The organism is Dialister succinatiphilus (genome assembly GCF_928721695.1).
Taxonomy (GTDB): Bacteria; Bacillota; Negativicutes; order Veillonellales; family Dialisteraceae; genus Dialister; species Dialister succinatiphilus.
Map to the genome: position 1 here is coordinate 2,145,354 of NZ_OV788641.1, position 15,364 is coordinate 2,160,717.

Below are 15,364 nucleotides of genomic sequence, written 5' to 3' on the forward strand. Positions count from 1 at the left end.
CTGACGCGAATAGCGAGCTATTTAAGGAAGCCCATGACGAAACAGTGCATAAAAATTCTTATAAAAGAAAACTCTATGAATTAATCAGTGCTTCCTTAGAGTACAAAAAAAGCACAGCCGGTTTCCCCAAGCCGTACTTTTTGATTGATTCTATTTCAATGTAAATCCTACAGGGAATCCCTGAAATCATTGATGTAGTTCAGGGCCGATCCTGCTCCTACCGCATTCACATAAGACGGACGGTCCGCTACCCGGGCTGGTACGCCGATTACTTTCGAAATCAGGTCATCCATGCCTTTCAGCTGAGATGCGCCGCCAATCATCATGATGCCGTTTTCCCGGATAGATGCCAGAAGTGCCGGCGGTGTGCGCTGAAGCACGTCACGAATGTGGGTGAAGATTTTATAGAGAATCGGATTGATGGCGCCGGCAATGTCTTCGCTGGTTACCGCAATTTTCACCGGAAGTCCGGAAACAATGGAAAGGCCGGAAGTTTCTGCAATGCGGGGCTGCCGGTCCAGATCCCAGGAAGCTCCCAGTGCGATTTTCAGACTTTCTGCTTCCTTTCTCCCTATGCGGACGTGATACCTGTCCCGAATCGTATTGAGAACCGCTGTATCCATGGTGCTTCCCGATTCTGTGGAGAAATGGCTCACCACAATCCCCTGTTTGGAAAGAACCGATATTTTGGTGGAGCCACCGCCGATGTCCACAATCATGGTCCCTTCCTGCTGGTGATTTTCCAGTCCCATACCCATCACAGCCGCCAGGGGCTGGTCGATAAGTACTGTTTTTCTGGCGCCCACGGCCACTGCCGCTTCCAGAAGAGCCCGCCTCTGCACGCTGTTGATTCCTTTAGGCACGCACATAATGAGCCGCGGATGGAAAAACATGCCCTTCAGGTAGGACTTGTTCACTATGGAGTTTAAAAGGAAGGCAGTGCCATTGTAGTCCACAATGGCGCTTTCCTTCATAGGACGGGAAATCACGATTTCTGACGGCGTTTTCCCTTCCATTTCTTCAGCCCTGGTGCCGTAAGCCAGGTATTCCCCACTCATCCGGTTCCGGGCAATAACAGAAGCTTCCGGAAACACCAGCCCCTTATGTTTCATAAAAAGGACGATATTGGAAGTGCCGATATCTACGCCGATATCTTCCGAGCCAAAAGAACCGATCCAGTCCAGAAGGGAATTCTGGCTGGAAAGTCTGGAAATTTTAGGGGACGACTGATTAATCCCTGTCGACTCTGACAATGTCTGCTCCTAACCCCTGCAGTTTTTCTACAAGATGATCATACCCGCGGTCAATATGGTGAAGTTCCCCTACTTCCGTTTCTCCATGGGCTGCCAGACCGGCAATGGTAAGAGCTGCACCGGCACGAAGGTCTGTAGCTCTCACAAAGGCGCCGTTCAGGAAAGGAACGCCCTGTACAATGGCGCATCTTCCCTCCACCTGGATGGAAGCACCCATGCGCTGCAGTTCTCCTACATGCATGAAGCGGTTTTCAAAAACAGTTTCCGTAATCTTGCTGATGCCGTTGCCAATGGTCATAAGGGCCATGAACTGGGCCTGCAGGTCTGTAGGGAAACCGGGATAAGGAAGAGTTTTGATATCGGTGGAACGAATATGTCCATCGCTGATGACCCGTACGCTGTCGATATCCTTAATTACCTTCACCCCTGCTTCATTCAGCTTGGCCAGAAGGGGTTTCAGATGTTCCGTAAGTACGTTATCAATTACCACATCGCCGCCCACCATGGCTGCGCCGATCATGAATGTGCCTGCTTCAATGCGGTCCGGAATGACCGTATGGGAAATGCCCTGCAGTTCCTTGACTCCTTCCACGCGGATAATATTGGTGCCTGCACCTTTAATGTTGGCACCCATAGAGTTGAGGAAAGTTACCAGGTCTACGATTTCCGGTTCTTCAGCCGCATTTTCAATAATAGTGCGGCCTTCCGCCGTAGCTGCTGCCATCAAAATGTTTTCCGTAGCGCCTACGCTGGGGAAATCCAGATAAATGGTGGTACCCTTCAGTCCATGAGGTGCATATCCTTCCACAAATCCGTTGCCTACATTAATTTCAGCTCCCATGGCTTCAAAGGCCTTGAGATGAAGGTCGATCGGACGGCTTCCGATCATGCATCCTCCGGGAAGAGCAATTTTTGCATGACCCATTTTAGCCAGGAGCGGTCCCATAATGAGGAAAGAAGCCCTCATTTTGCTCATGAGTTCATAGGATGCCTCTGTCTTATCCAGCATGGAAGCATCAAAAGTCAATACATTGTCTTCCTTTGTCACCTTCACGCCCAGCGACTCCAGCACACTGCAGATGGTGCTCACATCATCCAGGTTCGGCGCATCAATGATAGATGCAGGGGTAGAAGGAAGCAGAGTTGCTACGATGATAGGAAGAACTGCATTTTTTGCGCTGGAAACACGGACATGTCCATGAAGGGGACGTCCGCCATGAATCACTAATTTTTCCAAAAGGAATCACTCCTGTTACTTAAAAATCAAAGAAATCTTGTACCTGATAATCATTCTATTTGCGGAATGTTTCTTTCTGCCAAGAAAAAGAAGGAAACATAGATTTACGAAATCAAATCACCATGTATCATAGCAAAAAATATATATGATTTCAAGGGAGACTGTAAGCGGGGGCGGAAAGTTCAAAGCCCGTGACTCAAAGGCAGGCCGCCGAACACAATCCCTGTCCCCATTCCGGTCTCCCTACTGTTCCAGACTGGCGGTGACCCGTTTCACACTTTCCGAATCGCCTAAAATGATGAGCATATCATCAGAGGCCAGCTGCATATCCGGATGGGGGTTGACATACATTTCCCCTTTCCTCTTGATGGCCACCACGGTAATGTTATATTTCTTACGGATATCAATATCCAGGATACTTTTCCCTATCCAGTCTTCCGGTACATGAATAGAGAGAATGGTTATATTGTTTTCCATTTCAATATAATCCACAATACCTGGAGAAATCAGGTTATGGGCTACCCGGACCCCCATTTCCTTTTCCGAATAAATGACTTTGTCCGCACCGATTTTCTGGAGCATTTTGCCATGGAGCGGATCCAGGGCTTTGACCACGATTTTCTTGACTCCCATTTCCTTAAGAAGAAGGGTGGTCATGAGGCTGGCGGACAGTTCCCCTACCGAAACCACTGCCACGTCCGCATTGCCTGCACCAATGGCGGTGAGGTTCTTCTCATCGGAGCAGTCGGCGCAGACCACATATCCCAGGGTGTCGGCCAAATCCTGAACCACATCTTCATCAATATCCATAGCCATTACATCATAGCCCATTTTTTCCAATGTAACAGCCACGCTTTTCCCAAACCGGCCAAGACCGGCTACAAAGAACTGCAATTTCTGACTCATACTGGCAACCTCTAACCTATAACAACATTTTCTTTCGGATATTTGACTGAACTATTGTGATGGCTGGCAAAAGTAATGGCCAGAGTCATCACGCCGATCCGGCCGATATACATGGCAATCATCAGAACGATTTTGCAGGCCGTATTCCATTCTCCTGTCAGCCCCATGCTGAATCCCACGGTGCTGAAAGCAGACACGGATTCAAAGAGCGCATCTTCAAAGCTGAAATTCTTCGGTTCCAAAGCAAAGACGGAAAAGGCAGTGAGGAAAGTGAGGACAATGGCCAGGGTAAATACGTTGGACGCCTTCATCAGACACTTGGAATCTACCTGTTTATGAAACAGCACCACATCCCGTTTCCCCCGAATCCACGCATAAAGGGAGAGCATGAGAAGTCCCATGGTGGTGGTACGGATGCCGCCGCCTGTAGAAACCGGGGCGGCCCCCACAAACATGAACATCATAACGAAAAGAACAGTGGAACTCATCATGGAATGGATATCAAAGACCACAAACCCCGCCAGGCGGGAGGATACAGACATGAAAAGGGCACTCTGCCATTTTTCCAGAGTTCCCATATGACCCATGGTTTCGGGATTATTTCCTTCCAGCAGGAAATAGACCACCACCCCCAGGGGAATCAGGATGGCCTCCATGGTAAAGATAAATTTGCTGTTGAAAGAAAGCCTGCACCACCGATGGTGCCTTAATACATCATCCAGTGCAATAAATCCCACGCCTCCCAGGAACATGGTAATAACCACCACGGTGCTCACAAAACCATCTGCCGCCATACCGGCAAATCCCACATCATTGCCCATGATATCCATGCCGCAGTTGGTAAAGGCGGACACCGCGTGCCAGTAACCCAGATAAATGCCGATAGGTCCGTATTTAAAATAAAGATACACCGCCAGCAGAGTGCCGGATGTAAATTCCACGGCCAGAGTCGTACCGATGATCTTGCGGACCAGCATAACCATACCCGATGGAGTCTGCAGATTGAAAGAGTCACGGATAAGGAGCCGTTCCTGCAGGCGGATTTTCCTTCCCGTATAAATACTCACCATGGCCATCATGGTCATAATCCCCAGGCCCCCTACCTGCATGAGGAAAAGAATCACCAGCTGCCCGAAGAATGTGAAATCATAACGAAGGTCAAACATGCTCATGCCCGTGACACTCACTGTACTCACCGACATGAAAAGAGCATCCACAAAAGAAACATCCCTGGTACCCGTCTGGGAAAAAGGCAGCATAAGAAGGAATGCGCCCAGAAGCATGAACAGCGCAAACCCGCCGCATATGAGAATTCCCCTATGCATTTTACTTAAAAACCGGACAACCAGCATCAGCATCTATGATACCTCCCTCTCCTCTTCAGGAATGGATTTCCCTTCCCGACCACCGGAGTGCTTCTTTTATTATACTATGTGCGGCGCAAATAAAAAACTGCACCCGGTGGGTGCAGTTTTTTATAACGGATTCATTCCTTTTCCTGTTCCCTGTTCTTCAAAAGTTCTTCCGCTTCGGTGGCTGCAATGGCCCCCAGAATATCATGCCTTGTAATAATGCCTACCAGACGGGCCGGCGCATCGATATCCGGATTGCCGGACTTCTTCTTTTCCACCACCGGCACCGTCTTCAAATGCTCATCCACCATAAGATTGGTGAGCGTTTCCATATCCGTTTCCGGCGTGACGCATCGCACATCCTTGGTCATGATTTCCGCTGCCGTAGTAGCAAGGAGCTTCCGGAAAGACCTTTCATAGCGGCCAAAGCCGCAGTAGTACAGATTTCCTCCCAGCACATCCACATACTGAGGAATCTTGGGTGTCACTTTCTTATAGAGGAGATCCCCTTCTGAAACAATGCCCAGAAGTTCATTGTCATCTCCAACTACCGGAATAGCACTGACCGGATGGGTAATGAATAAACCGACCAGCCTGTGTACAGTCACATCAGGAGATACGGTAAACACATACTTTGTCATGAAATCTTTGACTTTCAGCGTTTTGGATGGCATAGGAACCCCTCCTTTGAAAGCTTTGAAATCTGATATTTCCTATCTATATTTTAACGAATTTAAAGAAAACGTGCAAATGGAAAGAAAAAACAGCCCTCTTTTCTGCCATAAAGGCCTTCCCTTAAGGAAGCGCTGATTAAATCATTGTTTGCTTTTATTCTTGAATTTTTATGCAATGCGAGGAATGGGCTGACGCGAATAGCGAGCTATTTAAGGAAGCCCATGACGAAACAGTGCATAAAAAATCTTATAAAAGAAAACTCTATGAATTAATCAGTGCTTCCTTAAAGATGATAGGGCTCATGGCGGATGATTTTCATGGCCCGGTACACCTGCTCCGCCAGAATAAGGCGGGCCATCTGGTGAGTAAAGGTCATGGCGCTGATAGAAATTTTCAGATTGGCCCTTCTCCGGATGTTTTCTCCATTGCCATAAGGACCGCCAATCATGAAGAAGAAATGGCTGGTGCCGGATACCATTTTCTTTCGAAGAATGTCGGCCAACTCTTCAGAGGTCACCGGTTTGCCCTTCAGGTCAAGGAGAATAAGAAAATCTTCACCTTTCAGATATTTCAGAAGCTTTTCCCCCTCCTTTTCCATGACCTTTTCCTTTAAAGCAGGAGAAGGATTTTCCGGCATTTTTTCTTCATCCGGCGACAGGACTTCTACCTTTGCTATAGGAGAGAGACGCTTCAGGTATTCATCAATGCCCTGACGCATCCATTTTTCTTTGATTTTGCCGATGGTAAGAAATGTAAATTTCATTTACTGGTTAGACTCCGGTGCCGATGCCAGAAGCACTTCCGTATCCGCTTTCCTGCTATTATGTTCGTAGGTCACCTTGATGCGGTCCCCTGGCTTATGGGTATCCAGGATGTCCCTCATACCCTTGACTGTATCAATGGACTGGCCGTCGATGGCAAGGATATAGTCGCCGGGACGGATATCGGTGAGGCTTACAGGGCTTCTGGATGCCACTTTCATGACAAGAACGCCGCCATCATGATCCCAGTCATAGCCGTAGCGCTGGGCAATGTCTTTATCTGCGGCATAGACGCCCAGGTAGGCCCTTGTGACTTTGCCGCTGGAAATCAGCTGCTGAATAATGCCTTTGGCGGAGTTGATAGGAATGGCAAAGCCCATACCTTCTACCCCTTCCTTAGCGATTTTGGCACTGTTAATGCCCACGACCTTCCCGTCGGCAGTCACCAGGGCGCCGCCGGAATTGCCGGGGTTAATAGCCGCATCGGTCTGGATAAGGCGGAAACGCTGGTCTATATCGTCAAGGCTTCTGTTCAGTGCACTGATAACGCCTACTGTGACGGTGCCCTGGAATTCAAGGCCCAGAGGATTGCCGATAGCGATGGCCGTCTCCCCTACCTGCAGGGCATCGGAGTCACCAAAGGATGCCACCGGCAGATCATCGCTTCCATCGATCTTCACCACGGCCAGGTCTGTAGAGGGATCAGTTCCTACCACTTTTCCCTGTACCGTCTTACCATTGGAAAGGCACACATTTACATCTTTACTGCCCGATACCACATGGTTGTTTGTGACAATATATCCTTTCTTGTCGAAAAGGACGCCGGATCCAACACTCTGGCCCACTTCTACCCGCCGGTTAAACATATCCCGGTCATAGACCCTGGTGGTAATGCCTACAATGGCCGGACCCACTTCCTTGACTGCCTGCACCACCGCTGTGTTGCGGACAGCCGGAAGGTCTTCCATCTTCTTATTAGTCCCCTGGGGGAGCTGGTAGGAAGAGGAGGCCCCTCCTTTTTTCGGAAGTGCAAAATCTCCGAAGTAGCAGCCGCCTGCGCCGCCGATAATGAGCATGGAAAGCGCCAGTGCAGCAATCTTCATTCGGCTGCTTTTAGAGCCATGGGATGTTTCCTTCATGGCTTCGCCATTTTCTTTCAGTTTCCTGTCCAAGTCTTCTCTATCCATAGTAACCTCCCTGTCCCATGCGGGAAAGCAATGTTCAGGGAATTCCAGAAAGCCCCATCATTCCATGAATGGAAGGGGCTCATTGAAATTCCTGTTGATATGGTTCACTCATTATATCACAAACCGTCCATAATGGAAGCAGGCCTGTGTCATCAAAATTTCCAATAAAAAAGAAATCTGCCTTTCAAAAGCAGATTCCTTTTCCCTTACTTGGCAAAATCGGTAGCTCTGGTTTCCCGGATAACCACCACTTTCACCTGTCCCGGATACTGCAGTTCCTTTTCAATGCGGCGGGAAATATCATGGGCCAGAATGGTCGCCTGATCTTCAGACACCTTTTCCGGTTTCACGATAACCCGAAGCTCACGGCCTGCCTGGATAGCATAGCAGCTGTCCACGCCGGGGAAGGACTTGGCAATATCTTCCAGCTTGGTGAGCCGTTTGATATAGTTTTCCAGAGTCTCGCGGCGGGCGCCGGGGCGGGCTGCAGACATAGCATCAGCCGCTGCCACCAGTACGGATTCTACGCAGGTAGGCTCCGTATCTCCGTGGTGGGAAGCAATGGCATTGATGACTTCCGGCGGTTCATGGTATTTCTGTGCCAGTTCAACGCCCAGTTCCACATGGGTGCCTTCCTGTTCACGGTCCACGGCTTTACCGATATCGTGCAGGAGGCCTGCCCTTTTGGCCAGTTCCACATTGGCCCCCACTTCGCCGGCCATAATGCCTGCAAAGTAGGATGTATCAATACAGTGCTGCAGCACATTCTGTCCATAGCTTGTCCGGTATTTCAGACGGCCCAGGATTTTTACCAGTTCCGGATTCATGCCCCGGATACCGCACTCCATAACAGCCTGTTCACCGGCTTCGCGGATAGCCTTATCCACATCTTTCTTTGTCTTGGCCACCACTTCTTCAATCCGTGCCGGATGGATTCGTCCATCCTTCACAAGGCTTTCCAATGCCAGCCTTGCCACCTCACGGCGGATAGGATCGAAGCAGGAAAGAATGACCGCTTCCGGCGTATCATCAATGATCAGATCTACGCCTGTCAGGGTTTCAATGGCCCGGATATTACGGCCTTCCCTGCCGATAATGCGGCCTTTCATTTCTTCATTTGGAAGGGAAACGACGGAAACCGTGGTTTCGGAAACCGTATCCGCCGCATTCCGCTGAATGGCGGAAGCGATGATTTCCCTGGCCTTGGTATCTGCTGTATTCTTGGCTTCTTCCACAGCACTGCGGATGCGGACCGCCTTTTCATGGGTCAGCTCTTCATCCACTCTGGACAGGATCATATCTCTGGCCTGATCGCTGGAAAGCTGGGAAATTTCTTCCAGCTTTTTCTGCTGCTGTTCATAGAGACCATTCAGCTTTTCTTTCTGAGCCTTTACCTGGTTTTCCTTTTTGTCCAACTGGGATTCCCGCTGTTCCAGGTTGCCGCTTCTCCAGTCCAGATTATTTTCCTTCTGCACAAGACGCTGTTCGTACTTCTGCAGTTCATCACGGCGCTGTTTGTTTTCCTGTTCCACATCTTCACGAAGTTTGTGGATTTCTTCACGGGTCTGTACAATGGTTTCCTTCTTCAGCGTTTCCGCTTCCCGAGAAGCATTATCCAGCATTTTTTTTGCTTCTTCACCAATCTGCCGGGCCTTTTCTTCTGCAGATCCGATTCTTGCCTCTGCAATGCGCTTGCGGAGCATATACCCCACACCGGCACCAACAGCAGCGGCAATGATACATCCTACGATGACATACAGTAAAACTTCATCCAGTGTCAAATGATTCACCTCTCTCTTTCTGTTATTATAATGTTCACTACGAAAACATAAACGAACCATCTCCCTGAGGAGATATGGAAAATGATACCCATGGCAGTTTTTAAAGCACGAAAAAAGGAAATCCATGCAGGCCATGGAGAATTGAATTTTCCCAGGCTGAAACAGATGGATTTCCTCATGAATGAAAAATGTTATATTTTTTATCCCATAGGGAGAAAGCCCCTGCGACAGAAGACGAGCCCTGCAGGAGCCATTGTATATAATCAGAATCATACCAAAACAGGAATGTTCACTTGGTTCAGCACCTGTTTTTATTCTAAAATCTTTATAAATTATTGTCAAGAAGAGACCGCCGGAAAGAAGATAGACTGCTATAAAAACAGCTTCTAATGGCCTCTGCCGCCACCGAACATAGACCACACCACCAGTGCCGCGAAAGCAGCCCAGCTCATGAGGTAGGACAGAATGCCAAGGTCCGTCAAAATATTAATGACCGTAAGGCCTGCCATGAAAAGGATATTACCCCGCTTTTCCACATAGGGATCCCGCCGGATAAGGATAAAAGCGATAATAAAAATAAGGATATTGACAATAAGTACAGCCGGAAAATAGATCAGAAGCGGCACCATCTGCAGGATAAAGCTTCCTGCCAGCATGAGCAGCATGATGTAAATCCAGGTCATGGAAATCATAATTCCCTCCTTACATGGTCACCGTCTTCTTTCGGAATCCACATGGTCTGATGCGGAAAAAGCCAGCGGAACTCATAGGACGGCACCCAGCGCTGACCGAAAGCGTGCATAGGGACAAGAAGAGAAGCAGCAAAATGATGGAGATAGGCTTTCACGCCCCACTCCCTGGCCACCTGCTGCCTTGCGTCCACAGGGAGAAAGGCGATATCCACTTCTTTTTCCCTGATACAGGAAAGTTCCCGGAAAAACCAGTCCCGGGCCTCCCGGTTTTCCTCGACCCCTTCACCGGCCCAGTGCCACCAGTTCAAGTCCCCGGCGTGGAAAATCCGGAGTCCCTCCGCTTCCACCATGTAAGAACCGCCGGCATCGGTGGAGCCATACATATGAACAGTAAGCGGTCCTTCCTTCACCTCATCTCCCACATCCATCACATGAAGAAGACTCTGATTTCCTAAAGCTAGAGAACAGTCCCGATGGAGGAAATAGCCGGACGCCCGGTCTTCAAAAGACCTGATGGCTCGATTGAAATGATCTCCATGCACATGGGATACAAAGAAATACACCGGCTTATCCGTTTTTTCCAGACGCTCCTCAAGACGTTTCAAAGGATCCAGATAATAATCAAAAACAAGAATCACCTTTTCCAGCTCCAAAACAAAACCGCTGTGGTGAAGGAAATATATATCTACCGGTTTCATAGGTTCTCCTCTCATCATAAGAACTGACATTTCATATATATTTTTGTATCAGCCAATAAATTTTAACTTGAATGTGCCTCTCCTATAGAAGCTGTATAATAATTATATCATATGGGACCGCACTGCGGCCCCGGTTCAGAAGGTTCAGCGGGGAAGGTTGACGGGGCCTTTGGCCCCGAAGGTTGTGTAGAAGGGTTATGTCCCCAGAGGGGAAACGACTCACTACATTTTGCGCGTCGCTTTGCTCCTTCATCCACTGCTGTCACTGACTCACTGGATTTTCAGGTCGCTGATGCTCCCCTACAAATCCAGTTCGCTAGTGCAAAATGTGTTCGCTGTGCATCGCTTCGCTCAGGGGATGGCAGCGGCTTCGCCGCTGAGGGTGGTGGATTGCCGCTGGCGCGGCAATAAGTATAAAGTCAGCGTTATGAGGGAGGGTTCTTAAGATTGACCGGCCCTATGGGCCGGAGGGTTCGTAAGTTTGACGGGGCCTTTGGCCCCGAGGGTTGTGGTATCGCCCTTTGGGCGATGAGTATTATAATGCCGCCTTTCGGCGGTCACGTCCACATCGAGTATCATATTCATTCTTACTTTCGTACACCCTTTCCCGCTGCGCGGGCCTTCCCCTCAAGGGGAAACAAGGGTTAGCGGCGGAGCTTGCTATGTGCTGCTTGAGTCCCGCCAAGCATTCTGCTGAATTTGCCACCTCCGATGGCATTTCCCCCTTTGGTGCCTTACGGCACCACCTTTCTCCACGGGAAAGAGTCTCACTTGGTTCTCAGGTCGCTATCACTCCCCTACGAACCAAGTTCGCTTGCCACCCCGCTGTGCGGGGAAAGTCCCGCGGAGCGGGCAAGGGGGAACGCTTTTCTCACGCGCTGTGCACATTCTGCAGAGAATGTGCAAGTCAGTCGAAGTTGGCCCATATCCTGCCCATAAAAGGGCCTTCCTTTTAATCGACTGACCGTTAGGCGCGGTTGTATGCTTTTCCCTCGCCCGCAAGGGCGGTTGTATGGTTTTATCATAATGGCGCCCTTTATTTTTTTTAGGGGCGCCCACCAAGGCCGATAGCCGACAGCCGACAGCCGATAGCCGACAGCCGATAGCCCCACTCCCAAATAAACATTCCTTTGACCTTTGAGTCCAGTTTATGTAAAATATCATTGTAATAATAAGAGGTGGACCATGATAACTCACGATACTAAAGCTCATATGTTTGAAATCAATTACCCGGAAGGCCGGGCCTATCTGGAATATACAGAAGATAACGGAACCGTAACCGTTATCCATACGATTGTGCCCGAAGCACTGGGCGGAAGAGGTATTGCGGCAAGCCTGGCCGAAGCTTTCTACCGCTGGGCTTCTGAAAACCACCACCCTGTCAAATCAGACTGCTCCTACATGACAGCATGGATGAAACGAAATAAAATCACGACTTAGGCTCTTTAGACATTCTTAAGCAGCCTTCCAAAGGCTGCTTTTTTAATGACAGATAAGGAAGCACCGATTCTTGCAAATTGATTTCATAAAAACCAAATCAAATCCGGAATCCATGCTTCCCTGGAACGGAAAAAACTATGTACAGCTCATCACTTTTCCAAAGCCCCGGTACTTTCAGGGAAACGCAGAATACACTCGATATGATAACCACCCATTTTATTGAACTCCTTCGTTTAAAATCAAAAGAACTCTATGACCACTCCGTAAGGGTCGCCAACTATGCCGGCGCTACTGCCGTCTACATGAGACTTCCGGCCAATGAAATCACCCTGATCCGCTATGCCGGTCTCCTTCACGATATCGGACTTTTGACCATTCCCAATCACATTCTGACCAAGGTCCCCTATCTTTCCAGAAGAGAACTTTCCCTCTATAAAAAGCATCCGGAGCTTGGGGCCAACATGCTGGAATCGGTGCCGGGCTGTCAGGACCTTCTCCCTTATATCCGCTGCCACCACGAACGATGGGACGGCACGGGATATCCGAAGCATTTGAAGAATGTAAATATCCCCCTGGGAGCCAGAATCATCTCCGTAACCAGCTACTACGACGATATGGTATACTCTTCCCCGGACTTCAAAACAAAGGACATGAATGAAATATCCCGGGATATCATGACCGGCTCCGGCATCCTCTTTGACCCCGAAGTGGTATCGGCCTTCCTGAAAGTGCTCTTCCACAGCAATACGATTCCCACATAAAAACGCCTGCCAAAGCAGGCGCTTTTTTATTGTCTGACACGCCCCGGGAGCGTGTATTTCTCAGCTTCTTTTGCTTCTTTCCCTATTTCCTCAAATATCCCCTTCTTCTCAAAGCCGTATCTCCAGAAAGCAAGACCGGCAAGGTGATATTCTTTTTCCAATGCTGCCTTGGCTCTGAGGGAATGTTCTTCTTCCAGGTAGGTCCGGTGAAGAATTCCCCCCTGTCTCCAGGTGAGGGTGTACTGTCTGGCATCGGGCTGCCAGACAGGTTTGAGGCCGTGCCGGTTTATGAGAGCCTCCTGGTCCTTCATGGCAAGAACCCTGGATTTCATGTATCCCGGATTTCCTTCGTAGATTCTTGTATACAAAGGAAGGCCCAGGACCAGTTTTTCCGGGGGAACCATGGTGATCAGTTTTTGTATGTTTTTATCCAGCCAGCCGTAGGAGGAAACAGAACCGGCGTAGGGACTGGTTCTGGGGGTTTCATCGTAGCCCATAATGATTTCATAGTCGCAGAATTCAGAGAGTTTCTCCCGGTCATAGCAGAGACTCCAGGTAGGAGAGCCGGCGTTATAAACCGTAATGTCCACAGTGAGCTTCTTTCCTGATTCATGGAGGGGAAGAGCCAGATTTTTCATGAATTCTGTGAAAAGGTCCTTGTCTTTAGGGTCCATATTTTCAAAATCCACATTATACCCGTAAAGGCCGTATACTTCAGAGAGGGCAGCCATGCGGGAAATGAATTCTTCCTGTTTCTGCCGGTTATGCATGAAAAGGGAAGTGGTTTTGACGTCGAAATCATTGTGAATGAGGGGCATCACCTTCATATCTGCCTGCCGGGCCCTTTTGAGGTAGTCAAAGTTCCAGCTGTATCTATTTTCTTCCACGTCCTTATAGCTTCCCATGGTGGGCGAAAGGATCGGGGTTCCGGAAAGGGATGAAAAATCGGAATTTTCGCTGCGGAAGGAGTAGTTGATGTCCCAGAGAACCAGAGGCCTTTCAGGGGCCTCCTTTTTCATTTCTTTTACCTTCTTGTCCTTCACCTTTTTGATGGTCAGTTCCTTTTTCTCCGGCTTATAGGTATAGGAAAGGCCTGCTTCCCTGCTGAAGAAGGAAAAATCCACATACCTGTTTCCCTCCAGTTCCTTATAGGGAATTTCCACCTTTTCTTCTTTTTTCATGGCCGCCGGAGTGAGTTCTACATAAAGTTTATCCTTCTCCCAGGAAAGCTTCCACTTTCCCCCTTTGGTAAGAACCACAGGTGCCGTATACAAGGTGCCATCCACTTCATAGGCGTTGAAATTTTTGAAATCGCTGCCCTTCATTTTGACAGGCACCGGGCCATCGGCCATGACTGCCGCCGGAAAGATCAGGGCCAGGAGGACGGCTGCTGTTAATTTTCTAAGCAATGTTTTCCCCTTTCATTATAAGCAGGATGCTGCAAATTTTCGGACAACCCTGACCAGGGTCTTCGTATCCAACATATGGTATATATCTTCTTCCTTTTCAAGCGTGAAAGGTTCCTTTTCCAGAAAAGAAATGAATTTCCTCAGAATTCCGGAAGCCTTCTTTCCCTGATCCAGTGGCCTTTCTTTCCGGCCCAGCACTTTCTCCATAAGAAAAATCATGACAGCCGGACGGAAATAATAATCAATGAAGGTATTTTCTATCCAGTAGTCATGGGCAGTGTGACGGAAGCGGGCACAGCCTTTGGCAAAGGAAAGATACAAAGGAAGGCCGTCAGACAGGCCGCCCCAGAAGTCGCTAAACCCATAGTCGAAGGCACCGTCTTCCTGGGCCATGATATAGGTCAAAGCGTTTCCTTCTACGATGTGCACCTTTTCCTTATGAGGAAACTGAGGCAGCAGTTCTTTCTTAAAGAGGGCAGTCATGTGCGGATTGAGCTCCACCACCGTCACCGATTCCACATCTTCCTTTTCAGAAGCCATGAAGGTATAGTAGCCAAGACCAAGGCCATAGGTGATGACCTTTCCCTTCGCCTTTTCCAAAGGCTCCTTCATGGATTCGATTTCACTTAAAACCACGCTCATCCAGACGCCGCCGTTTTCCAGAAGCACCGGAAATACGACCCGGCTGTCAAAGAAGGCGGCTTTACCGTAGGCAAAGGGATCCTCCTTTTGGAATCCCTCGTGCCAGGTCTGGATCAGCTCTCCCGGCAGGTAATCATTCACAGTCAGGGTAATATGGCCCTCCCTGGTCTTTCCCCTGACCTTCACCTGCCGATAGTAGGGATTATCCAGAATATCAGAAGCTTTGTGCATGGTAATATGGGAGGAAAGATAATCATAGAGGGCATCCCCTATTTCCTCTTCCTTCATGAAAAGGGAAAGCTCCGAATAGGGTCTCATCTCTTCTCCCCCCTGGGCCAGCTCATAAGCCATTTCGCCAATATCGTCGGAAAATCCGATATCCACATAGGAAGAAACGGGCGCTTTCTCCCCCCTGGCAGCAAGGCTTCTGAAATCCACGTCTCCTACATAGAGATGATCCGACACCTCGCCAAGAAGCATGTCCTGGGCCGACACGGAAAGGAGATAGGTCTTCCAAAGATCCAGAACTCTTTCCTTCAAGGCTGTGCTGTTTTTTATTTGCATAGGTTA

The 15,364-nt window shown here is 49.0% G+C and carries 15 protein-coding genes; 3 read left to right on the top strand and 12 right to left on the bottom strand.

What is annotated here, in order from left to right:
* Positions 1–167: 167 nt before the first annotated feature.
* From NW747_RS09085 to rny, 8 genes are all read right to left on the bottom strand, one after another.
* Positions 168–1,253, bottom strand: coding sequence for a rod shape-determining protein (locus NW747_RS09085; RefSeq protein ID WP_273187012.1), 1,086 nt, complete (start codon positions 1,251–1,253; stop codon positions 168–170).
* Positions 1,231–2,490: a UDP-N-acetylglucosamine 1-carboxyvinyltransferase gene (gene murA, locus NW747_RS09090; RefSeq protein ID WP_008858913.1), complete on the bottom strand. Its 1,260-nt coding sequence runs from the start codon at positions 2,488–2,490 to the stop codon at positions 1,231–1,233. The genes NW747_RS09085 and murA overlap by 23 nt, the downstream gene beginning before the upstream one ends.
* A 243-nt stretch (positions 2,491–2,733) precedes the next feature.
* A complete protein-coding gene (locus NW747_RS09095; RefSeq protein WP_273097142.1) occupies positions 2,734–3,396 on the bottom strand; it encodes a potassium channel family protein in 663 nt (220 codons plus the stop codon).
* 11 nt (positions 3,397–3,407) lie between these two features.
* Positions 3,408–4,754, bottom strand: a complete 1,347-nt coding sequence (locus NW747_RS09100; protein ID WP_273187013.1) for a TrkH family potassium uptake protein — start codon at positions 4,752–4,754, stop codon at positions 3,408–3,410.
* A gap of 128 nt (positions 4,755–4,882) precedes the next feature.
* Positions 4,883–5,422: a CBS domain-containing protein gene (locus tag NW747_RS09105; protein ID WP_008858909.1), complete on the bottom strand. Its 540-nt coding sequence runs from the start codon at positions 5,420–5,422 to the stop codon at positions 4,883–4,885.
* A 284-nt stretch (positions 5,423–5,706) separates the two neighbouring features.
* A complete protein-coding gene (gene rlmH, locus NW747_RS09110; RefSeq protein ID WP_273187015.1) occupies positions 5,707–6,186 on the bottom strand; it encodes a 23S rRNA (pseudouridine(1915)-N(3))-methyltransferase RlmH in 480 nt (159 codons plus the stop codon).
* On the bottom strand, positions 6,187–7,371 hold the full coding sequence (locus NW747_RS09115; protein WP_273187017.1) for a S1C family serine protease: 1,185 nt from the start codon (positions 7,369–7,371) through the stop codon (positions 6,187–6,189).
* 206 nt (positions 7,372–7,577) lie between these two features.
* A complete protein-coding gene (rny, locus tag NW747_RS09120) occupies positions 7,578–9,152 on the bottom strand; it encodes a ribonuclease Y (RefSeq protein ID WP_273187018.1) in 1,575 nt (524 codons plus the stop codon).
* A gap of 81 nt (positions 9,153–9,233) precedes the next feature.
* Between rny and NW747_RS09125 the strand changes: the two genes are divergently transcribed.
* Positions 9,234–9,542: a hypothetical protein gene (locus NW747_RS09125; RefSeq protein WP_273187020.1), complete on the top strand. Its 309-nt coding sequence runs from the start codon at positions 9,234–9,236 to the stop codon at positions 9,540–9,542.
* Here the strand turns inward: NW747_RS09125 and NW747_RS09130 are convergent.
* Positions 9,539–9,844, bottom strand: coding sequence for a hypothetical protein (locus tag NW747_RS09130; RefSeq protein ID WP_273187022.1), 306 nt, complete (start codon positions 9,842–9,844; stop codon positions 9,539–9,541). The genes NW747_RS09125 and NW747_RS09130 overlap by 4 nt on opposite strands.
* A complete protein-coding gene (locus tag NW747_RS09135; protein ID WP_273187024.1) occupies positions 9,841–10,542 on the bottom strand; it encodes an MBL fold metallo-hydrolase in 702 nt (233 codons plus the stop codon). Before NW747_RS09135 ends, NW747_RS09130 begins: the two co-directional genes overlap by 4 nt.
* A 1,185-nt stretch (positions 10,543–11,727) precedes the next feature.
* Between NW747_RS09135 and NW747_RS09140 the strand changes: the two genes are divergently transcribed.
* Together NW747_RS09140 and NW747_RS09145 are read left to right on the top strand one after the other, a co-directional pair.
* On the top strand, positions 11,728–11,982 hold the full coding sequence (locus NW747_RS09140) for a GNAT family N-acetyltransferase (protein ID WP_273187026.1): 255 nt from the start codon (positions 11,728–11,730) through the stop codon (positions 11,980–11,982).
* Between the two features lie 137 nt (positions 11,983–12,119).
* A complete protein-coding gene (locus NW747_RS09145; RefSeq protein ID WP_273097150.1) occupies positions 12,120–12,743 on the top strand; it encodes an HD-GYP domain-containing protein in 624 nt (207 codons plus the stop codon).
* 26 nt (positions 12,744–12,769) lie between these two features.
* Here NW747_RS09145 and NW747_RS09150 read toward each other — a convergent pair whose 3' ends face one another.
* The gene (locus NW747_RS09150) at positions 12,770–14,152 is read right to left on the bottom strand and encodes a glycosyl hydrolase family 18 protein (protein WP_273187027.1); all 1,383 of its coding nucleotides are present in this window, start codon (positions 14,150–14,152) and stop codon (positions 12,770–12,772) included.
* 15 nt (positions 14,153–14,167) lie between these two features.
* A complete protein-coding gene (locus NW747_RS09155) occupies positions 14,168–15,358 on the bottom strand; it encodes a hypothetical protein (protein WP_273187029.1) in 1,191 nt (396 codons plus the stop codon).
* Positions 15,359–15,364 lie beyond the last annotated feature (6 nt).